The sequence below is a fragment of the Pseudomonas izuensis genome (assembly GCF_002356535.2).
Lineage (GTDB): Bacteria > Pseudomonadota > Gammaproteobacteria > Pseudomonadales > Pseudomonadaceae > Aquipseudomonas > Aquipseudomonas izuensis.
Window position 1 is genome coordinate 2,836,186 of the sequence record NZ_AP017423.2, and the last position, 19,802, is coordinate 2,855,987.

General features: G+C 61.4%; 16 protein-coding genes. 9 read left to right on the top strand and 7 right to left on the bottom strand.

Translation table 11 applies throughout. The features are described from left to right. Positions 1 to 85 precede the first annotated feature (85 nt). Positions 86 to 952 carry a LysR family transcriptional regulator gene (locus LAB08_RS12735; RefSeq protein WP_096511869.1) on the top strand — a complete coding sequence of 289 codons (867 nt, stop codon included), beginning with the start codon at positions 86 to 88 and terminating at the stop codon, positions 950 to 952. 93 nt (positions 953 to 1,045) lie between these two features. Here LAB08_RS12735 and LAB08_RS12740 read toward each other — a convergent pair whose 3' ends face one another. From LAB08_RS12740 to wecB, 5 genes are read right to left on the bottom strand one after another with little or no spacing between them, the layout of a single operon-like run. Beyond that, positions 1,046 to 2,128 (bottom strand): GGDEF domain-containing protein, encoded by a 1,083-nt coding sequence (locus tag LAB08_RS12740; RefSeq protein WP_096511868.1) that lies wholly within the window; start codon positions 2,126 to 2,128, stop codon positions 1,046 to 1,048. After that, positions 2,112 to 2,990 (bottom strand): DUF4434 family protein, encoded by an 879-nt coding sequence (locus tag LAB08_RS12745; RefSeq protein ID WP_096511867.1) that lies wholly within the window; start codon positions 2,988 to 2,990, stop codon positions 2,112 to 2,114. Before LAB08_RS12745 ends, LAB08_RS12740 begins: the two co-directional genes overlap by 17 nt. Then, the gene (locus LAB08_RS12750; RefSeq protein ID WP_096511866.1) at positions 2,990 to 6,145 is read right to left on the bottom strand and encodes an NfrA family protein; all 3,156 of its coding nucleotides are present in this window, start codon (positions 6,143 to 6,145) and stop codon (positions 2,990 to 2,992) included. The genes LAB08_RS12745 and LAB08_RS12750 overlap by 1 nt, the downstream gene beginning before the upstream one ends. Beyond that, on the bottom strand, positions 6,142 to 8,316 hold the full coding sequence (nfrB, locus tag LAB08_RS12755; protein WP_096511865.1) for a cyclic di-3',5'-guanylate-activated glycosyltransferase NfrB: 2,175 nt from the start codon (positions 8,314 to 8,316) through the stop codon (positions 6,142 to 6,144). Before nfrB ends, LAB08_RS12750 begins: the two co-directional genes overlap by 4 nt. Next, positions 8,313 to 9,467 carry a non-hydrolyzing UDP-N-acetylglucosamine 2-epimerase gene (gene wecB, locus LAB08_RS12760; RefSeq protein ID WP_096511864.1) on the bottom strand — a complete coding sequence of 385 codons (1,155 nt, stop codon included), beginning with the start codon at positions 9,465 to 9,467 and terminating at the stop codon, positions 8,313 to 8,315. The genes nfrB and wecB overlap by 4 nt, the downstream gene beginning before the upstream one ends. A gap of 464 nt (positions 9,468 to 9,931) precedes the next feature. Here wecB and LAB08_RS12765 point away from each other — a divergent pair, with 464 nt between their 5' ends. From LAB08_RS12765 to LAB08_RS12800, 8 genes are all read left to right on the top strand, one after another. Further along, entirely contained in the window at positions 9,932 to 10,780 is an 849-nt protein-coding gene (locus LAB08_RS12765; protein ID WP_096511863.1) for a transporter substrate-binding protein, read from the top strand. Positions 10,781 to 10,831: 51 nt separating this feature from the next. Further along, positions 10,832 to 11,494 carry an amino acid ABC transporter permease gene (locus tag LAB08_RS12770; RefSeq protein ID WP_096515420.1) on the top strand — a complete coding sequence of 221 codons (663 nt, stop codon included), beginning with the start codon at positions 10,832 to 10,834 and terminating at the stop codon, positions 11,492 to 11,494. Positions 11,495 to 11,502: 8 nt separating this feature from the next. Continuing rightward, positions 11,503 to 12,165 (top strand): amino acid ABC transporter permease, encoded by a 663-nt coding sequence (locus LAB08_RS12775; protein ID WP_096511862.1) that lies wholly within the window; start codon positions 11,503 to 11,505, stop codon positions 12,163 to 12,165. After that, positions 12,162 to 12,956 (top strand): amino acid ABC transporter ATP-binding protein, encoded by a 795-nt coding sequence (locus tag LAB08_RS12780; RefSeq protein ID WP_096511861.1) that lies wholly within the window; start codon positions 12,162 to 12,164, stop codon positions 12,954 to 12,956. The genes LAB08_RS12775 and LAB08_RS12780 overlap by 4 nt, the downstream gene beginning before the upstream one ends. A gap of 30 nt (positions 12,957 to 12,986) precedes the next feature. After that, positions 12,987 to 13,376, top strand: coding sequence for a RidA family protein (locus LAB08_RS12785; RefSeq protein ID WP_096511860.1), 390 nt, complete (start codon positions 12,987 to 12,989; stop codon positions 13,374 to 13,376). Positions 13,377 to 13,519: 143 nt separating this feature from the next. Then, on the top strand, positions 13,520 to 14,284 hold the full coding sequence (locus tag LAB08_RS12790; RefSeq protein ID WP_096511859.1) for an IclR family transcriptional regulator: 765 nt from the start codon (positions 13,520 to 13,522) through the stop codon (positions 14,282 to 14,284). A gap of 39 nt (positions 14,285 to 14,323) precedes the next feature. Then, positions 14,324 to 15,541, top strand: coding sequence for an amino acid deaminase (locus LAB08_RS12795; protein ID WP_096511858.1), 1,218 nt, complete (start codon positions 14,324 to 14,326; stop codon positions 15,539 to 15,541). 131 nt (positions 15,542 to 15,672) lie between these two features. After that, a complete protein-coding gene (locus tag LAB08_RS12800) occupies positions 15,673 to 16,605 on the top strand; it encodes a sugar kinase (protein ID WP_096511857.1) in 933 nt (310 codons plus the stop codon). Between the two features lie 204 nt (positions 16,606 to 16,809). Here the strand turns inward: LAB08_RS12800 and LAB08_RS12805 are convergent, their stop codons facing one another. Together LAB08_RS12805 and LAB08_RS12810 are read right to left on the bottom strand one after the other, a co-directional pair. Beyond that, positions 16,810 to 17,085, bottom strand: a complete 276-nt coding sequence (locus tag LAB08_RS12805) for a peptidylprolyl isomerase (protein WP_007898282.1) — start codon at positions 17,083 to 17,085, stop codon at positions 16,810 to 16,812. A gap of 64 nt (positions 17,086 to 17,149) precedes the next feature. Continuing rightward, positions 17,150 to 19,687: a PAS domain-containing hybrid sensor histidine kinase/response regulator gene (locus tag LAB08_RS12810; RefSeq protein WP_096511856.1), complete on the bottom strand. Its 2,538-nt coding sequence runs from the start codon at positions 19,685 to 19,687 to the stop codon at positions 17,150 to 17,152. Between the last annotated feature and the right edge of the window lie 115 nt (positions 19,688 to 19,802).

A 19,802-nucleotide genomic window follows, 5' to 3' on the forward strand; every position in this document is an offset into this window, starting at 1 on the left:
TGAGGTTGCGCCCAGCTTACCGCTGGCTGATCCTGCCTTTGTTAGGCCGCTATCATCACTTCATTACCTTTGAGCTAACGCGCCGATGGACATTCGCCACTTCCGCTACTTCCTTGCCGTTGCCCGGCAGCGCAATTTCACCCGTGCCGCCGAGCAATTGGGTATAGCGCCGCCGACCTTGACCCGGCAGATCCAGGACATGGAAGCGGAGCTGGGTACGCGTCTGTTTCTGCGCCAGGTGCGGGATGTCAGTCTGACCGAAGCCGGCGCGGCATTGCTGATCGAGGCCGAGGCCACGGTTCGGCAGTTCGAGTCGGCCCAGCGCAACGCCCAACGCGCCGGCCGCGGCGACATCGGCCATATCGAATTGGGGTACGTGGCCTCGGCTGTGTATTCGGGGCTGTTGCAAAAACAGGTGCAGGGTTTTGCCGGCCAATACCCGGATGTCAGCCTCAATGTGCGGGAAAGCCCCATGGCCAGCCTGCCCAACATGATCCTCGAAGGGCGCTTCGATCTGGGTTACATCCGCTGCCCGCTGGCCTTGCCGGAAGGGGTCGAGGCTGTGCGCCTGATCGACGAAGGCTTTGTGTTGGCGTTGCCGGTGGACTCATGGCTGAACCGCTTGCCAGTCATCAACTCGGCGCATTTGCAGAACGAGAATTTCATTCTTCCCGAACAAGTCGTCGGCACCTTGCAAGTCGCCAGTCAGGGCGATTTCGTGCCGAAACTGGGGGCGCAACCCGGGGGATTGGTGGCGGTGATTGCCCTGGTGTCACTGGGGCAGGGCGTGGCGGTAGTGCCGGAGTCAGTGGTCGGCCATGTGAGTTTGCCGAATGTGGTGTACCGGCAGATCGAGGATTGCGCTGCGTCGTCGTGGCTGGCGCTGGTTCATCGGCGGTTTGAGAAATCGCCGGCGGTGGTCCGGTACATCGAGCGGGTGAGAAATAATTAAGAGCATCGCGGGCAAGCCCGCTCCCACAAGGTATTCGCTGACCCTGTGGGAGCGGGCTTGCCCGCGATAGCAATGTGTCAGGCGGCAAATCCCTCAAGCCTGCTGATGAAAGGTATACCGATCCTTCCCCGTATGTTTTGACTCGTATAACGCCGCATCCGCCTTGACCAGCGCCTGATTCAGGGTGTCGCCCTCCAGCACCCTGGCCAGGCCGATGCTGATGGTCACCGGGTGCCGGCTCGGTTGCTCGCGCACCACCCGGCACAGTTCGCCGGCCAGGGCCTCGACATCTTCGCGGCGCACCCCGGCCAGGTAAATCGCAAACTCTTCGCCGCCCAGGCGCGCGTACTCGAAGTGGCTCATCACCGCCTTGATGTTCGCCGCGATGCGCTTGAGCACTTCATCGCCGATGTCGTGGCCGTAGACGTCGTTGACCTTCTTGAAGTTGTCGATGTCGATCATCGCCAGGTAATGGTCGTGCTCACGCGGAACGGCATGCAGCTGTTTGTCGGCGCGGGTCATGAACGAGCGGCGGTTGGGGATTTCGGTGAGGGTGTCGAGGTACGCCTGGTCCAGCAGCAGCCTGGACATGATGAAGTTATAGAGCTTGGCTTTGCGCAGGGTGAGGAAAACATAAAGGGTCAGCGCACAGAAAAAGCCCATGTAGCAGACCATCAGCATGCCCCTGAGGTCGAACACCGCCACATCACTGTCGAAGAAGGGATTGAGCATCAACCAGGCAATGATCTGCGTGCCGAAAAAAGACCCGCGGCCCAGCGGCAACATGGATGCACTGTACAAGATGCTCGTGGCTGCCAGTATCAGCCAGGCAGGCTGTAGATCTTCGGGAAGGCCTTCGATCAGCAGGCGAACGCCGAGGGTGATGGTGAAGGCGAACAGCAAATTGAGCACATTGAAATGACGGGCCTTGCGGGTGAACATCAGAATGATCGTGAAGATCGCAAAGAGCCCGATAAACAGCATTGAAAGCCAGGTAAACCCCTGGCCACCGAGGTAGCTGATGATCAGGTCGAACACGACCCACATCACGATACTGGTGAGATAAATCAGCAGGCAAAAGGCGTGCAACCGTTCGAACTCATGTTGGATGAACTCGGCTTTAAACTCGGCAGGCGCCGCTTTTTTCAGCACTTCATCTTCAATGGTTTTGTACATCGTCGACCTTGTTTTTGCGTTGGTTATCAAGAATCACCTTGCCCCAGGGCCGGTAGCGCAGGGAAAACACCGCGGTGGGATGGCAACCCATCGACGCCTTGTCCGGGTTGGCCGGTTCAGCGCCAAAGGCTTTGCCCGCCGCGCTGATCTGACGAAACGCTTCCTGAACGATGCCGACGGAGCAGGGCAGCGCACCGGCGTAGCCATCGCGCACCAATGCCGGCAAACGTCCGGTACCGGCACCATCCTGCCACCAGACCTGAATCCCCTGATCGGCCAATCCCGCCAGCCACTGGCCATTGACCCGTGGCGCGAGTTTGCCGGCGCTGAAGGCGCTGACGTGCAGCGGCGCATCGAGCTGGCCGGCGAAGTCCTTGAGTTGACGTTGCAGGGCCTGTCGGCGATCAGCGGCGAGGAAGTGCAGATCATCCAGCTCCATCGGCACATACCAGCCAGTGACCATGAGCTTCCAGTCCTTGCGCAGCTTTTGCCGTTGGGCCAGCGACCGGCCCAGTTGCGACTGCCAGTAAGTCGCCAGCCCGGCGCTGTCCAGTTCGTCGATGCGTTGGTAATAGGCTGGGTCCATGTAAAGCCCCAGCACCAGTTTCAGGCCTTGGGCCTGGGCCAGCCTCAGGCTGTCGGCAAGCCACCCATTGGCGCCGCCGAAGTCAGAATCGCCGTAGGCGGTCCACTGCACAATCACTGTGTGGGTACCCTGTCTGGCGGTGTTCTGCCAGATCTGGAGCCATTGCGTCTGGCTGAGGCTGGCGTCGACGTTCAGCGGTTGATAGAAAATCCGCTCATCGGCAAAGACCCCTGCGCTGCTGAGTAACAGGCACACCACCAGTAGCAATCGCTTCATCAGAAATTCATCTCCACGCCCAGCAGCACGCCATTGCCGCCCTCATACAGATTGCCCCCCAACCATTGCTGATATTCGGTGCGAACCGTCAGGTGTGCGCGGTAGGCGTTGTAGAGGTCATCGTCGAACCACCATTGCCAGCGCAGGCCGATGCCGGTGCGCAAGTCCTGGCGCCAGTCGTTGCTCGGGTCCTGGCTGGAAAATTCGACAAAGCCGTAGGGCATGAGGGTTTGTGCGCCGTTGAACGGCAGCTTCCAGGCATGGCCCTGCTGGAACCGCGACAACCATTGATGGTCGCCGGCCTTGGTCCACCAGGCGGCGTCCAGATAGAGAAAGCGCTCCTCCCAGTCGCTTTCATCGACGCGCCAGTCGTTGCGAAACCTGCCCTGATCAAGGAACGAGGCGGTGCTGCGCAACAGGAAATCGGTGGTGGTGTGTCCATCCTGGCGGTGATCATCGACCTGGTCCGACAGCTTTTCCGGCACCAGCATCTGGCCCAGGCTCAGGCCGTGGTTGTCCTGGTCATCGAACTGGCTCTGTTTGTAGATTTCGCCGTAGAAGTTGATGTTCGCCGTGCCCCAGGGCTTGTAGCGCAACCCCACGCCGGTACCCAAGGATTCGGCATAGCTCGATCGACCCTGGCCACCGAGCAGCACGCGACCATAGACCGACAATGTACTGCCGGCGCGACTCGGTTCCTCGCCCAGTGCGTGGTCCCACATCGCCAGTTGCACGTTTTGTGAAGTGGAGCGGCGTCGAGAGCCGGTGGTGTCATCGGACCGCAGGAAGTCGTTGGTCGAAACCCCGGCCGGTGACCAGGTGCTGGCGACGGTACGGGTGTCGCGGCGAGACAGGGTTTCATGGGCGCGGCGCTGGCGGTAACGCCGGGCTTCCATGCTGCCGTCCTCGTCGTCGGCCGCCACCGGATGCTGCTCAAGGTCGATGACCCGGCGCAGTTCCTTGCGCGCCGCTGCACTGTCGGCGACTTCGTCATAACGCAAGGCGAGGGTTTCGCCGAGGCGATAATCCTCGGGAAAGTCTCGGGTGGCGCTTTGCAGATACGGAATGGCCTTGGCGCGTTCCTCTTTGGTTTTCGCTCCAGCCAGCCTCATACCGTAGTCGGCGCGATAGCGCGGATTGTCTGGCTCGCGTCGGACCGCTTCGGTCAGCCACGCCGTGCTTTGCGCAGGTTCGCCGGCCTTCTGCGCGGTGACCGAAGCGGCGTAGAAATGCCCGGCATCCGGTGACTGTTGCAGGGCGGAACGTTGTCGTTGCAGGGCCAGCCCATGATCGCCTTGGGCATCGGCAATCGCGGCACCCAGCGCCCATTCGTTGGCGCCACGGCTGCGGCTTTGCTGCCAGTAACGTTCGGCGGCTGACAGATCACCGGCGTTCAGGGCGCTGCGACTGGCGGTGAGGCAGGCATTGTCGCTGAGTTCGGCATCGGGAAGGCTGCGCCAGATCGCCAGGGCCCCGACCGAATCGCCGGCCGCTTCGAGGGCATAGGCCAAGGGCACGCGGCTACTTCGATCGCCGGCTTTTTCCGCCTGCTGGTAATAGACGACCGCTTCGCCCGGACGATCCGGCATGGCGCAGCGCCCCAGTGCGCGGTAGTCGCCGGCAGCCTGCAGTTGTGTGCCGATGGCTTGTTGCACGGCGGCGCATTGACCGTTCTCGGCCAGTTGCGCGAGCAGTTGACCGCGAGTGACGGGGTCGACATGACTGAGCAGCGCCACCATGCGCTGTTGCTGTGAAGCTGTTGGCGTTGACGAGGCGTAGAGGGTCGCCAACCGTTGCAGCAGGGCATTGGAGAGTTTGCCGCCCTGACGGTCGTAAGCGGTTTCCAGCAATTGCTGCGCGTGTTCCCGTTGCCCGGCATTGAGCGCCAGGTACGTGGCCTGATCGAGCGAGCGAAGGTTGCCGGTCTGCTGGTAGTGCCGTTCCCAGAGTGTCGCCGCTTCGGTCGTGCGACCCTGCGCCTGCGCCAGTTCGGCCCGACGCTTGAGCACTTCGGCGGTCTGCGGCTGGCCGGCGAGCCAGGCCATGATCTTGTCGCTGCGGCCTTCTTCTTGCCAGATGTCCAGCAGGCGTTGCTGACGCTGGCTGTCCCAAGGTTCGGGCAGACGCGTGCTCTGCAAGAGTTCAGTGGCGTGCAGGCGCTGGACGAGGACCAGCCAGGTCAATGGGTCGTCGTCGGCTGGGCAGTCACGCAATTGCGCGAGCGCTGCATCCGGGTCGCGGCGGGACAGCCAGTCGGCGGTCTCCAGGCAAGGACGCTGCAATTCACCGCTCAAGCGCTGCACGGTTGCGCTGTCGCCGGTTTGTCGTGCCAATTCCCACAGGCGCTGACGTTGTGCGGGATCGGCGAGATCGTCCGGCGGCAGCGATTGCATCCAGCGTTGGGCCTGTTCGGTGTGACCCATGGCTATCGCGCGATCGACCATGGCCAGGCGAGCCTTGCGCGCGGCCTGCGGGTTGGGTGCCTGCTGCAGTAATTGCTCCAGTGGTTTTTCGTCGAGGCGTTGCACATAGGCATTGGCCAGCCGCTGCCAATCCTCGGTGCTCAGTTGATGGCTGGCGGCGAGGGGCGCGAGTTGTTCGATGGTGCCGTTCCAGTCGCGCAGTTGCTCAGACCAGTTGGAGAGGGCCAGGTGCAGAATTCTCTCATCACCCTTGGGCTTCAATTGCGCCAGCCAGTCATGAGCCCGGCCCGCGCCGCCGAACTTGGCCAGGCTCAGGCTATAGGCCTGCCACAGGCGCACGCGCTGGTTGAGGTTGCTGGTGGCGATCCATTGTTCCACCTGGCTGCTGCCCGGCGGATCCTGCTCGATCCAGGTCAGGCGCAGGTTGAGCAAGGCTTCGCTGTTTTGCGGGTTGTCCGGCAAAGCTTGCACCGCGTCCTTGTAGCGTCGTTGTTTGGCCAGCGCTTGCACCAGCAATGCCCGCGCTTCATCGTTTTTCGGCACTTTGGTCAGCAGGTGGCGCATCAGTCGCTCGACTTCGGCCCAGTTGCCTTTTTTCGCTTCGCGGTAGCTGCGGTCCATGTAGGGGAAGCTGCGAAATTGTTCGAAGTCAGTCAAGGGTTCGGCTTGCACCCAAGTGGCGGTGCCCAGACTCAATAACAGGCACCCCACGAGCACGGCATGAGGCTTCATTCGACCTCCCGGGCAATGCGGTAGGCGGCTTGCTGTTCGCTGGCCTGTTCGACCAAAGCCTGTTCGAGCACTGCCTGGGTGATCATGCCGCGGGATATCAGGTGTTGGCCCAACGACATGTGCTCGGCATCGAAGTCGATCAATGCCTGATTGAACAGGCTCGCCGGGACCATGCCGCGCACTTGCAGCAAATTGCCGAGCAATATCTGGTGATGGCTGACGCGTTCGAGCAGGGCTTCGTCGTCCTGATGACGCTCGAGCACCTCGAGCATGTGCTGGACATCGGCATTTTGCCGGGGGCTGGCGTACCAGTAGCGGATCCCCAGCGTGACCCGGCCCTGAGGGGCCAGACGACAGCGCACCGGGCGCTTCAATTGGCGGCTGATGGCGCCCAGTGAAACCTGGCTGACCGGCCCTTCGGAGGCGAGCACCAGGGCATTGCCTTCCTCGGCCACGGGCAGCACGCCGTAGTGGGAGGCGACCTTGCGTGGCACCTGCGCGATCAGGCGCTTGTCGAGCTGAAAGGGGTTGAGCGGCGCCCATTCCATGTCCAGTTGCTCGGCCAGGGTCTGCACCAGTTGCGTCGTGTCGATGTGTCCGCGCAGCAACAGCTCATGGCCCAGGCGTCGGCGTACCGGGTTGGTGATCGCCGCTTCCAGCTGTTCTTCGCTAAGCAGGCCTTTTTCCACCAGTCGATGACCCAAGGGTGTGCGCTGGGCCTTGGTCAGGGCCGGGAACTCATGGGTGGTTTTGTCCCAGGCCACGCGACGGGAGTCGCCCATTTCCATGACCTGGCGCAGCGCCCGTACGTTGGCGAAGAAGTTGATGAAGTTGCTCCACATCATGCGGGGCGCCGACAGCAGGCCTTCGCCCAGTCCGTAAAAACGGGTGACGAACCAGCCGCGCTGGAACAGCCGGTTGATCAGCATCAGGCCATTGAGCCACAGCAGGGTCTTGAGCAGCGGGCTGTCGGCGAGAATCGACGGATAGCGCCAGGCGTTGGGTGCGATCACTGTCACCAGCCACATCGCCAGCAACACCAGAAACAGCAGGTTGACCATGAAACTCAGCAGGTAGGCGATCATGCCGCGCCGGTCGCGCCACAAAAAATAGTTGAGCAACCCTGTGGGGCTCCAACCGAGGTTCTTGGTGCCCTGGAAAACGATGCCGACGATCCAGCGGGATTTTTGCCGGATCGCGTGTTGCCAGTCGCGGGGGAAATGTTCGCGAACACAGATCACCTGGGAAAACGCGCGATTCATGCCGAACGCCCAGGGCTGTTCGAGCGCCAGTGTCGGGTCGGTCACCGAATAGCGGGCGAAGATGCACTTCATGCCTTTTTGCTTGAGGCGAAAACCGATGTCGTAGTCTTCGGTCAGGCTCTGCACATCGAAGGCAATGCCATCGCCATCCTCAAGCAGCGCGCTGATGGCCTTGCGGCTGAAGCAAGTGCCGACGCCGGCGCTGGGTACCTGGCCGGTCAGGGCTTCGCGCACGATCACGTCCTTGCCGTGGTTTTCGGCGAACTCGTCGACGTAGTGCCCGGCGGTGAAGCCTTTCCATTCCGGCGCGTAGGGGTAGACCGGAATCTGGATCAGGTCCTTGCCCGGCAGCAAATAGTTGAACAGGCGCAACTCCATGGGGGAGATCACGTCTTCGGCATCGTGCAGGATGAACCCGGCGAACTGGATCTTCGCATCGCTTTCAAAACGCAGGATCGCGTCGATCACGTTATTCAGGCAGTCGGCCTTGCTGGTGGGGCCGGGGCGGGCGCAGACCACTTTGTGCACGTTGGGGTAGTGCTGGCAGACCGCATCGACATCGGCCTGGGTCTCGGCGTCGTTGGGGTAGGTGCCCACGAAAATCTGATAGTTCTCGTAATCGAGGGTGGAGGCGGCCAGGCGCGCCATTTCGCCGACCACGCCGACTTCGTTCCACGCCGGCACCATGATCGCCAAGGGCTTTTCGCCGATGGTATACAGGCGTTGTTCATCGGCGCGCTTGAATTTTTCATAGATCCGCCAGCGGCGGATCAGCTTGCGGGTCCAGTACACCAGGTCGATGAACAGGTCATCGAGGCCGAGCACGAACATCAACAGCGCCAGGATGATTGCAAGGTATTTGAGGCCGAACAGCAGGTAGGCAAAAAAATCAACCAAACCCAGGCTCATACCGCGTTTCCCGACCGCGCGTGTTGCTTGAGCCAGGCGCACAGACGGTTGGCAATCCGTTCGCTGGCGTGACCGTCGCCGTAAGGACTGTGGACGCGGCTCATGCGCTGGAACGTGGCAGCGTCATCGAGCAGCAGGCTGGCTTCCTTGACAATGCGGTCGGTGTCGGTGCCCACCAACAGCACGGTTCCGCCTTCGAGCGCCGAAGGCCGTTCAGTGACATCGCGCAGTACCAGCAGCGGTTTGCCGATGGCCGGGGCTTCCTCCTGGATGCCGCCGGAATCGGTGAGGATGAAATGCGCGCGATCCATCAACCAGACGAAGTGCTGATAATCCTGCGGCGCGACGAGGTAGATGTTCGGCTTGTCCGACAGCACGCTGTAGACGGCCTTTTGTACCTGCGGATTGAGGTGCACCGGGTAGACGAATTGCACATCCGGGTAACGTTCGGCGAGGTTGGCCAGGGCCAGGCAGATGTTGCGAAAGCCGCCACCGAAGTTTTCCCGGCGGTGCCCGGTGATCAGCACCATGCGCCGGTTGTCGTCCAGCACTGCCAGCGGCGAATCCGTGGCGGGCTGCCAATGAACGTCGCGCTGATGCGTGCGCATCCATAGCAGCGCATCGATCACCGTGTTACCGGTGACCTCGATATGGGATTTGGGCACGCCTTCGCCCAGCAGGTTCGCTTCGCCCTTGGTGGTCGGGGTGAAATGCAGGTCGGCAATGACGCCGGTCAGGCGTCGATTGGCTTCTTCCGGCCAGGGCGCGCGCAAGTTGCCGGTGCGCAGGCCGGCCTCGACATGACCGATAGGCAACTGGCGATTGAAGGCGGCGAGGGCGGCGATGAAGCTAGTGGTGGTGTCGCCGTGGACCAGCACGATATCCGGATGTACCCGTTCGTAGGCGTGGTCGAGGTGCCCCAGCAGTTGTTCGGAGAGACCGTTGAGGGTCTGCCCCTGGGTCATCACTTGCAGGTCTTCATCGACCGTCAGTTCAAACGAGTCGAGCACCTGCTTGAGCATTTCCCGGTGCTGGCCGGTCGAGCAGATATTCAGTTCGATACCCGGCCAGTTGCGCAGCACCCGTGCAAGGGGGGCCATCTTGATGGCTTCGGGCCGTGTTCCGAACACCATCATGACTTTGAAGGACATGAACCCTCCCGGGACAACACACGCCAGACGCGCCGCAGCTGTTAAGAGTGCTTATCAGTTGAGTATTGAATAAAGCAGTCGGATGGGGGGTTGTCCAATGCGCGGCTTTGCTGCACCGAGTCCCTTGTAGGAGCGAGCCTGCTCGCGATGGACTAGAGAGCGACGTGGGTATCTGGCGATACGCGTCATCGTTGACGACCATCGCGAGCAGGCTCGCTCCTACAAAGGGGGCAGTTACTGCCCAATGTGGTGCAAATACCCGATGTTGTGGCCCACAGTAGCGATTGACGGTGGTGCGTTTGGTAACCGTTTTTCCAACGTTTAACGCATCCATCTGATTCAAAACACTTTTCAATCTCCCCAACACACCTCCCACAACCTGTGGCACACTTTCTGCTGTCTATTCCGTTGTTACATACCAAGTTCCGGTATAGCGGAATAAACATCATCCTGGAGTGCTTGCCATGCATCGCCGACCATCCTTGTTCAATGCGTGTGTTTTTGTTTTCGCAGCATCAGCTGCTGTCATGGGCGTGGCCCAGGCGGCGGACAGCAAGCTCGATAGTGTTCTGGCCCGCGGCAAACTGATTGTGGGCACCGGCAGCACCAATGCGCCGTGGCATTTCCAGGGCGCGGATGGCAAGTTGCAGGGCTTCGATATCGATATCGCGCGCATGGTGGCCAAGGGGCTGTTCAATGACCCGAGCAAGGTCGAGTTCGTGGTGCAGTCGTCCGATGCACGGATTCCCAACTTGCTGACCGACAAGGTCGACATGAGCTGCCAGTTCATCACCGTGACCGCCAGCCGTGCCCAGCAGGTGGCGTTTACCCTGCCGTACTACCGCGAAGGCGTCGGCCTGCTGTTGCCGGCCAACAGCAAGTACAAGGAAATCGATGACATGAAAGCTGCCGGTGATGGCCTGACCGTGGCGGTGCTGCAAAACGTGTATGCCGAAGAACTGGTGCACCAGGCATTGCCCAAGGCCAAGGTCGATCAGTACGACAGCGTGGACCTGATGTACCAGGCCGTGAACTCGGGGCGCGCCGACGCGGCAGCCACCGATCAGTCGTCGGTCAAATACCTGATGGTGCAGAACCAGGGGCGCTACCGCAGCCCGGCCTATGCCTGGAGCCCGCAAACCTATGCCTGCGCGGTCAAGCGCGGCGATCAGGATTGGCTGAACTTCGTCAACACCACCCTCCATGAAGCCATGACCGGCGTTGAGTTCCCGACTTATGCCGCGTCCTTCAAGCAATGGTTCGGTGTCGATCTGCCAACGCCCAAGATCGGTTTCCCTGTCGAATTCCAATGATCCCGTGAGAGTGGGGCGACGTTGATCGCCCCGCTCAAGGTACTGCCGACCATGAATTATCAGTTGAACTTTGCCGCCGTCTGGCGCGATTTCGACACCTTGCTGGCGGGGCTCGGTCTGGGCCTCGAACTGGCGCTGGTGTCGATCGCCATCGGCTGCGTGATCGGCCTGCTGATGGCGTTCGCCTTGCTGTCGAAGCACCGCGCGTTGCGGGTGCTGGCATCGGTGTATGTCACGGTGATCCGTAACACGCCGATCCTGGTGTTGATTCTGTTGATTTACTTCGCGTTGCCGAGCCTGGGGATTCGTCTGGACAAGATTCCCTCGTTCATCATCACCCTGTCGCTGTATGCCGGGGCGTACCTGACCGAAGTGTTCCGCGGTGGCCTGCTGAGCATTCCCAAGGGCCAGCGTGAAGCCGGGCTGGCGATTGGCTTGGGCGAGTGGCAGGTCAAGGCCTACATCACGGTGCCGGTGATGTTGCGCAATGTGTTGCCGGCCTTGTCGAACAACTTCATTTCGCTGTTCAAGGACACCTCGCTGGCAGCGGCGATTGCCGTGCCGGAGCTGACCTATTACGCGCGCAAGATCAATGTCGAGAGCTACCGGGTGATTGAAACCTGGTTGGTGACCACGGCGCTCTATGTCGCGGCCTGTTACCTCATTGCCATGATGCTGCGCTACCTCGAACAGCGCTTGGCGATCCGCCGATAGGAGGCCCCATGTACGAATCCCCCAGTTGGTTGCATGAGTTGTGGGTGGCGCGGGAACCCTTGTGGCAAGGTTTTCTGACCAGTGTGCAGGTATCGGCGCTGTCGATTTTGCTGGGCACAGTGGTGGGCGTTTTCGCGGGACTGGTGCTGACTTACGGCAGGTTCTGGATGCGCGCGCCGTTTCGTTTCTACGTCGATGTGATTCGCGGCACGCCGGTGTTTGTGCTGGTGTTGGCCTGCTTCTATATGGCGCCGGCGCTGGGCTGGCAGATCAGCGCATTCCAGGCGGGAGCCCTGGGGCTGACGCTGTTTTGCGGCTCCCACGTCGCCGAGATCGTGCGCGGTGCATTGCAGGCATTGCCGCGCGGGCAGATGGAGGCGAGCAAGGCCATCGGCCTGACGTTTTTCCAGGCGCTCGGCTATGTGTTGCTGCCCCAGGCGATGCGGCAGATTTTGCCAACCTGGGTCAACTCGTCCACCGAGATCGTCAAGGCCTCGACGCTGCTGTCGGTGATCGGCGTGGCCGAGCTGCTGCTCAGCACCCAGCAGATCATCGCCCGGACCTTCATGACCCTGGAGTTCTACCTGTTCGCCGGTTTTCTGTTCTTCGTCATCAACTACGGCATCGAATTACTCGGCCGGCACATTGAAAAGCGGGTGGCCTTGCCATGACTCAGACTCAAATCAACCCACAGAACGGCCAGCCCCTGCTGGACATTCGCGGCCTGCACAAACGTTACGACCACCTCGAAGTGCTCAAGGGCGTCGATCTGACCATGCAGCGCGGTAACGTTGTGACGCTGATCGGTTCCAGCGGTTCGGGCAAGACCACGCTGCTGCGCTGCGTGAACATGCTCGAAGAGTTCCAGGGCGGGCAGATCCTGCTCGACGGCGAGTCCATCGGTTATGACGAGGTCAACGGCAAACGCATCCGCCATCCGGAAAAAGTCATCGCCCGCCATCGCGCCATGACCGGCATGGCGTTCCAGCAGTTCAACCTGTTCCCGCACCTCACCGCGTTGCAGAACGTCACCCTGGGCTTGCTCAAGGTGAAAAAGTTGCACAAGGACGAGGCCGTGGCCCTGGCGGAAAAATGGCTGGAGCGGGTCGGCTTGCTGGAGCGCCGCGATCACTACCCCGGCCAATTGTCCGGCGGTCAGCAACAGCGCGTGGCGATTGCCCGGGCCATTGCGATGAACCCGAGCCTGATGCTGTTCGACGAAGTGACTTCGGCGCTGGACCCGGAACTGGTCAGCGAAGTGCTCAATGTGATCAAGGGCCTGGCTGACGATGGCATGACCATGCTGCTGGTGACCCACGAAATGCGCTTCGCCTTCGAGGTTTCGGACAAGATCGTTTTCATGAATCAGGGGCGCATCGAAGAGCAGGGGCCGCCCAAGGACCTGTTCGAGCGCCCGCAGTCGCCGCGTCTGGCTGAATTTCTCAAAAGCACGCGGTTTTAAACACTCAACTTTCAATCAGGAGAAACACTCATGAGCATTACTCGTTATGGCACCGGCAGCTCCGCCGCTGGCGGCACGCCGCGTCCTTTCGCCCGCGCCGTTGAAGCCGATGGCTGGCTGCACGTCTCCGGCCAGGTGCCTGCGAAGGATGGCGAGATCATTGTGGGTGGCATCGTCGAGCAGACCCACCAGACCATGAAGAACCTGATCGCGATTCTCCAAGAGGCCGGTTATGGCCTGGAAGATGTGGTGCGTGCTGGCGTGTGGCTGGAAGATCCGCGGGATTTCACCAGTTTCAACAAGGTCTTCTCCGAGTACTTCAAGCCTGAACATGCACCGGCCCGGGCCTGTGTGCAGGCGAACATGATGGTGGACTGCAAGGTCGAGATCGACTGCATCGCCTACAAGAAAAAGGCCTGAGAATAGCGGTGAATTCTTCGCGAGCAGGCTCGCTCCCACAGGGAGCGCATTCCATGTGGGAGCGAGCCTGCTCGCGAAGGCGGCCTAACAGCCACCGCAGCACCCCGGGTAAACTCCCGGCATTTTCAAGGGGAACCACTGACATGACCGAAGACACCATCAAGCGCCGGGCACGCGGTCTGGACCGGGCGTTCGATATCCTCGACTTCCTCAAGGAAATCGGCCAGCCCCTGCGTCCGAACGAAATCGCCAGCGGCATCGGCAGCCCCAAATCCACGGTCTATGAACTGGTTGCCTCGCTGCTGGAACGACGGATTCTGGAGCCGGTCGGCAAGGACGGCCACGTCTATCTTGGTCGTCAGCTGTACTTCCTCGGCCAGGCGCATTTGCGTCATTTCGACCTGACCCGCGAGGCCGATCATGCCTTGCAGGAGATCGTCAGCCAGACCCGCGAAACCGCACAGATGTGCCTGCTCAACGGGCGCAAATACACCGTGGCGCTGATGAAGGAGGGCGAGCGGCATTTCCGCATTTCCTCGGACATCGGCGAGAACGCGCCCATCCCCTGGACTGCGTCCGGGCGCCTGCTGCTGGCGCACCTGAGCGATGAGGAAATCGTCGACCTGATCGACCACGACGACTTCATCCTGCCCAACGGCGAACGCTTGCCGCTTGAGCAGTTCCTGCAGGAAATCCGCCAGGCCGGCGTCGACGGCTTTTTCTCTTTCGACAGCGTTGCCGACACCTTTACCCATTGCTTCGCCGCCCCGGTCAAAGACCCCGATGGCGTGGCCATTTGCACCCTGTGCATCGTCGCTCCGCGCGCCGATGCCAAGACTCATTACAACGACTACCGCCGGGTGCTGATCGACAGCGCCAACAGCCTGGCCCGTCGCATCAACGAATAACAGCGGCTGCTTGCGGCCACGAATGTGAGGAGTTCAACCATGTCTTCTGCCCCTAATACTGCCGCCGTGGAAAAGGGCTTTGCCCAGACCGGCGCCAATCTGGTCCGTGACGTCAGCCTGCCGGCTCTGGTGCTGCATCGCCAGGCGCTGGAACACAACATTCGCTGGATGCAGGCCTTTGTCAGCGACAGCGGCGCGGAACTGGCGCCCCATGGCAAGACCAGCATGACCCCGGCGCTGTTTCGCCGTCAGCTCGACGCCGGTGCCTGGGGCATCACCCTGGCCAGCGCCACGCAAACCCGTGCGGCGTATGCCCATGGCGTACGTCGGGTATTGATGGCCAACCAACTGGTCGGCACGCCGAACATGGCATTGATCGCCGACCTGCTGGCCGACCCGGCGTTCGACTTCTATTGCATGGTCGACCACCCGGACAACGTGGCGGATCTGGGTGCTTACTTCGCCTCCCGTGGCGTGCGCCTGAACGTGATGATCGAGTACGGCGTGGTCGGCGGTCGTTGCGGTTGCCGCAGCGAACAGGAAGTGCTGGACCTGGCCAAGGCCATTGCCGCACAACCGGCACTGGCCCTGACCGGCATCGAAGGTTACGAAGGGGTGATCCATGGCGATCACGCCGTCAGCGGCATTCGCGCGTTCGCCGGCTCACTGGTGCGTCTGGCGGTGCAGTTGCAGGACAGCGGTGCCTTTGCCATCGCCAAACCGATCATCACCGCTTCCGGCTCGGCCTGGTACGACTTGATTGCCGAAGAGTTCGAGGCGCAGAACGCCGCCGGGCGTTTCCTCAGCGTGCTGCGTCCGGGCAGCTATGTGGCCCACGACCACGGCATCTACAAAGAGGCGCAATGCTGCGTGCTCGACCGTCGCAGCGATCTGCATGAAGGCCTGCGCCCGGCATTGGAAGTCTGGGCCCATGTGCAGTCGTTGCCGGAGCCGGGTTTCGCGGTGATTGCCCTGGGCAAGCGTGACGTGGCCTACGACGCCGGTCTGCCGGTACCGTTGCTGCGCTACAAAGCCGGCGTGGTGCCGGCCAAGGGTGACGATGTCGGCGCCTGCAAGGTGACGGCGGTGATGGACCAGCATGCGTTCATGACGGTGGCCCCGGGAATTGAATTGCGTGTGGGCGACATCATTTCGTTCGGCACCTCGCACCCGTGCCTGACGTTCGACAAATGGCGCACAGGGTGTCTGGTGGATGAGCAGTTGAACGTCATCGAGAACATGGAAACCTGTTTCTAAAGTTCAAGACCGCGGCGCGGCCATCGCGGGCAAGCCTTGCTCCCACAGGATGGGTGTCGCTCTTGTAGGGGCAAGGCTTGCCCGCGATGAGGCCGGTCCAGACACAAAAGCAACACCAGAGACTCCACACAATGAACACCATCAACACCCTGGGGCCTGACGCCCCACGCATCGCCCTGATCGGCGAATGCATGATCGAACTGCAGCATCGCGCCGATGGCAGCCTGCAACAGAGTTTCGGCGGCGATACCTTGAATACCGCGGTCTACCTGTCCCGTGAGCTGGGCGCGGCCGGCGCGGTGGATTACGTCACCGCCCTGGGCGATGACAGCTTCAGCGATGCCATGTGCCAGAGCTGGGCCGACGAGAATATCGGCCTGGACATGGTCCAGCGTTTGCCTGGCCGCTTGCCGGGGCTGTACTGCATTCAAACCGACGCCGCCGGCGAACGACGCTTTCTCTACTGGCGCAATGAGGCGGCGGTGCGCGATTGCTTCACCACCCCGGCCGCCGCGCCGATCCTGGCGGCGCTGCCGGATTACGACGTGTTGTATTTCAGCGGCATCACCCTGGCGGTGCTGGGCGTGCAAGGTCGGGAAAAATTGCTGGAAACCCTGGTCGAAGCCCGGCAACGCGATGCGCGGATCGTCTTCGACAACAACTACCGGCCACGGCTGTGGGCTTCGGTCGAAGAGGCCAGGGCCGCTTATCGCAGCGTGCTGCCCTATGTCGACCTGGCGTTGCTGACCGTGGATGACGAGCAGGCGCTGTTCCATTTTGCCGATTGCGCGGCGGTGTTTGCCGCGTACGAGCAGATTGGCACACCTGAAGTGGTGCTCAAGCGCGGCGCTGAGGCCTGTCTGATTTTTTGTGACGGCGAATCATTTGAAGTCCCGGCGCAGAAAGTGGAACGGGTGGTGGACACCACGGCGGCGGGGGACTCGTTCAGTGCGGCGTATCTGGCCAGTCGGCTCAAGGGAGGGAGCCCGGTGGAAGCGGCCGAGGCGGGGCATTTGTTGGCGAGTCGGGTGATTCAGGTGCCCGGGGCACTCATTCCGAAGTAATGGGATATGGCCGCTGGCAAGCCAGCTCCCACAGGGATTACAAGTTGCCGTAGATAGTAGCCATGGCACAGATTCTGTGGGAGCTGGCAAGCCAGCTCCCACAGGGATTACAGGTTGCCGTAGATAGTAGCCATGGCACAGGTCCTGTGGGAGCTGGCTTGTCGAATCGTCGCACCGCAGCGATGAGGCCCTGAGGCCAACCGATCAATCCCGGTAAAACACCTGCACCAGGTGATACCCGAACTTGCTCTTGATCGGCCCATGCACCACCCGCAGCGGTTTTTTGAAGATCACCGCATCGATCACCCCGACCATCTGCCCCGGCCGCACTTCACCCAGGTCGCCGCCGCGCTTGCCGGAAGGGCAGGTGGAATATTTTTTGGCCAGCACGTCGAAGGCTTCGCCCTTGGCGATGCGTTGTTTGAGCTGCTCGGCTTCTTCCGAGGTTTTCACCAGAATGTGGCGGGCTTGAGCTTTCATGGAACGATTACCTTGCTGCGGTGGTGACACTGACGGAAAAAATAGCGCGCGATTATGCCCTAACTCACTCGGGTTGGCCGATCATCGTGCGAATCTTGTTGGCCAACAGATCTATAGAGAACGGTTTGGCCACCATGTCCATGCCTTCCTCGAGGAAACCCTGGCGTTCGGCAGCCATTTGCGCGTAGCCGGTCATGAACAGCACTTTGAGTTGCGGGCGATGCTGGCGGGCGATCTCCGCCAGTTGTCGGCCATTCATGCCCGGCAAACCGACATCGGTGACCAGCAGATCGACCCGTAAATCAGATTCGAGCAAGGGCAGGGCGGTTTTCGCATCTTGCGCTTCATGGGCGTGATAACCCAGTTCCTTGAGCAGGTCGAGCACCAGCATGCGCACCGCCGGGTCATCCTCCACCAACACCACGGTTTCCCCGGCAATCGCCGGCGGCGCTTCGCCGATGTCCGGCGACAGGGTTTCTACCTGCTCCATGGTGTGCAGGCGCGGCAGGTACAGGCGCACGCTGGTGCCCTGGCCGGGCATGCTGAACAGGCTGACGTGGCCGCCTGACTGCTGGGCAAACCCGTAAATCATCGACAGACCCAGCCCCGTGCCCTGACCGATGGGTTTGGTGGTGAAAAAAGGATCGAACGCCTTGGCCAATATCTTCGGCGTCATGCCGGTGCCGTTGTCACTGACAGCGATCATCAGGTAATCGCCCGCCTTGACCGGCTCCAGAATGTAGACGTCGCTGCCGTCGAGATAGACGTTGGCGGTTTCGATGCGCAATTCGCCACCATCGGGCATGGCGTCCCGGGCGTTGATGACCAGGTTGAGCAGCGCGTTTTCCAGTTGGCTGACATCAGTGCTGACCGGCCAGGCGTCCTCGGCCAGTTGCAGCTTGAGCTGGATGTGGTCGCCCTTGGTGCGGCTGAACAGGTCTTCCAGGGAGTGGATCAGATCGTTGGCATTGATTGGCTTGCGGTCCAGCGATTGACGCCTGGAGAATGCCAGCAGGCGATGGGTCAGGGCGGCGGCGCGTTTCGCCGAAGACACGGCGGCCTCGGCGAAACGGCCGATGTCCTCGGTGCGCCCGTCGGCCAGGTAGCGTTGCATCAGGTCGAGGCTGCCGATAATCCCGGTGAGCATGTTGTTGAAGTCATGGGCGATGCCACCGGTGAGCTGGCCGACCGCTTCCATTTTCTGCGCATGGCGCAAGGCGTCTTCGGCGCGTTCGCGCTCGAACATCTCGTTTTGCAGGCGCTGGTTGGTTTCCGCCAGTTGCTGGGTGCGGGCGGCGACCCGCTCTTCCAGGGTTTCGTTGAGATTGAGCAGGGCCTCTTCGGTCTTTTTGCGCTCGGTTTCGTCGATCACGAAGATATAGAAGCCGTTCACCGCGCCGTCCGCGCCGTGGCGCGGTAAATAATTCATCAGGGCGTGCCGGATACTGCCGTCACGGTGCGGCGTGTCGATGCTGAAAGAGCAGGGCCTGCCGGCCAGCGCCTGGGCGATGTGCTCGGCGCGCAAGGCGTAGGCCTCATCGCCCAACACTTCGCGGATCGTCCTGCCGTAGAGCTCCTGGGGCGTCAGGCCGTACCAGTCCAGATAGGCGGAATTGTTCAGGCGAAAGCGTTCCTCGCGGTCGACGTAGCTGATCAGGATCGGCATGGCATTGATGATCAACTGCAACTCGGTCTGACTCTGGCGCAGGGCCTGCTCGGTGTTTTTGCGATCGGTCAGGTCCAGGGCGGCGCCAAGGAAGCGGATCGGCCGGCCATGGTGGTCCTTGTAGCAACGCCCGCGGGCGAACACCCAGCGCAGCTGACCGTCGGGTTGCAACAAGCGATATTCCTCGGCGTACTCGCTGCCTTGGGTGATGCAATGCTTGATGCTGCGGGCGATCAAGGCGCGGTCTTCGGGATGAACACCGTGCAGATACGCGCTGATTGGCAATTGGCCAGACATGGCCGGATCGATGCCATGCAATTGCGCGAAATGCGCGTCGGCAATGAAACGGTCCTCACTGATATCCCAATCCCAGGTGCCGACCGCGTCGGTGGCGGAAAGGGCCAGTTGCAGGCGCTCTTCGGTGTCCTGTTGCGCCTTGAGGCTGGCGGCCGAGCGTTGTTCCAGTTCGAGGGCAATGCGCCGGCGTTCGTTGGTTTCGATGGCGGTGACCAGGATCCCGGCGACTTCGGCATTTTCATCGCGGATGGGGCTGTAGGTCAGGTCGAGCCAGAAATCGGAATCCTTGCCATCGCGCTGTAGGGTGAAGCGCTGTTCGCTGTAGGTCCGCACCTGGCCCTGTAGGACGGCGCTGTAAATCGGGTCGGTAAAGTCTCTGAGTTCTGGCCAGATCTGGTGTGTTGGCTGTCCGAAAGCGTTCGGATGCTTGCTGCCGGCCAGCAGGGCGAAGCCGTCATTGTAGATCTGCGTCAGCTGTGGCCCCCAGAGCAACAGCATCGGCATCGGCGAATGGATCACGATGTCCACGGCGGTGCGCAGGCTCTGCGGCCAGGTGCTGGCCTCGCCCAGCGGCGTGTTTGTCCAGTCCAGTCGGGCAATCAAGGCCTGGGCATCGCTGGCGTTGGGTGATGCGTTCATCAAGGTGTCCTGCACATAAGTCGGTATGGCGGCGTCTACTATGCTTGCCAGGCAATCACTGTTCTGACCCGGTGCGGGTCATTTCTGCCAATTGAATGCTTCGCGGGTGCTTTTT

Coding starts and splice junctions, on each gene's coding strand:
- wecB (WP_096511864.1), bottom strand. CDS start 9,467: ATGTCCTTCAAAGTCATGATGGTGTTCGGAACACGGCCCGAAGCCATC.
- LAB08_RS12770 (WP_096515420.1), top strand. CDS start 10,832: ATGAATTATCAGTTGAACTTTGCCGCCGTCTGGCGCGATTTCGACACC.
- LAB08_RS12765 (WP_096511863.1), top strand. CDS start 9,932: ATGCATCGCCGACCATCCTTGTTCAATGCGTGTGTTTTTGTTTTCGCA.
- LAB08_RS12735 (WP_096511869.1), top strand. CDS start 86: ATGGACATTCGCCACTTCCGCTACTTCCTTGCCGTTGCCCGGCAGCGC.
- LAB08_RS12795 (WP_096511858.1), top strand. CDS start 14,324: ATGTCTTCTGCCCCTAATACTGCCGCCGTGGAAAAGGGCTTTGCCCAG.
- LAB08_RS12800 (WP_096511857.1), top strand. CDS start 15,673: ATGAACACCATCAACACCCTGGGGCCTGACGCCCCACGCATCGCCCTG.
- LAB08_RS12750 (WP_096511866.1), bottom strand. CDS start 6,145: ATGAAGCCTCATGCCGTGCTCGTGGGGTGCCTGTTATTGAGTCTGGGC.
- LAB08_RS12775 (WP_096511862.1), top strand. CDS start 11,503: ATGTACGAATCCCCCAGTTGGTTGCATGAGTTGTGGGTGGCGCGGGAA.
- LAB08_RS12790 (WP_096511859.1), top strand. CDS start 13,520: ATGACCGAAGACACCATCAAGCGCCGGGCACGCGGTCTGGACCGGGCG.
- nfrB (WP_096511865.1), bottom strand. CDS start 8,316: ATGAGCCTGGGTTTGGTTGATTTTTTTGCCTACCTGCTGTTCGGCCTC.
- LAB08_RS12740 (WP_096511868.1), bottom strand. CDS start 2,128: ATGTACAAAACCATTGAAGATGAAGTGCTGAAAAAAGCGGCGCCTGCC.
- LAB08_RS12810 (WP_096511856.1), bottom strand. CDS start 19,687: ATGAACGCATCACCCAACGCCAGCGATGCCCAGGCCTTGATTGCCCGA.
- LAB08_RS12780 (WP_096511861.1), top strand. CDS start 12,162: ATGACTCAGACTCAAATCAACCCACAGAACGGCCAGCCCCTGCTGGAC.
- LAB08_RS12745 (WP_096511867.1), bottom strand. CDS start 2,990: ATGAAGCGATTGCTACTGGTGGTGTGCCTGTTACTCAGCAGCGCAGGG.
- LAB08_RS12785 (WP_096511860.1), top strand. CDS start 12,987: ATGAGCATTACTCGTTATGGCACCGGCAGCTCCGCCGCTGGCGGCACG.
- LAB08_RS12805 (WP_007898282.1), bottom strand. CDS start 17,085: ATGAAAGCTCAAGCCCGCCACATTCTGGTGAAAACCTCGGAAGAAGCC.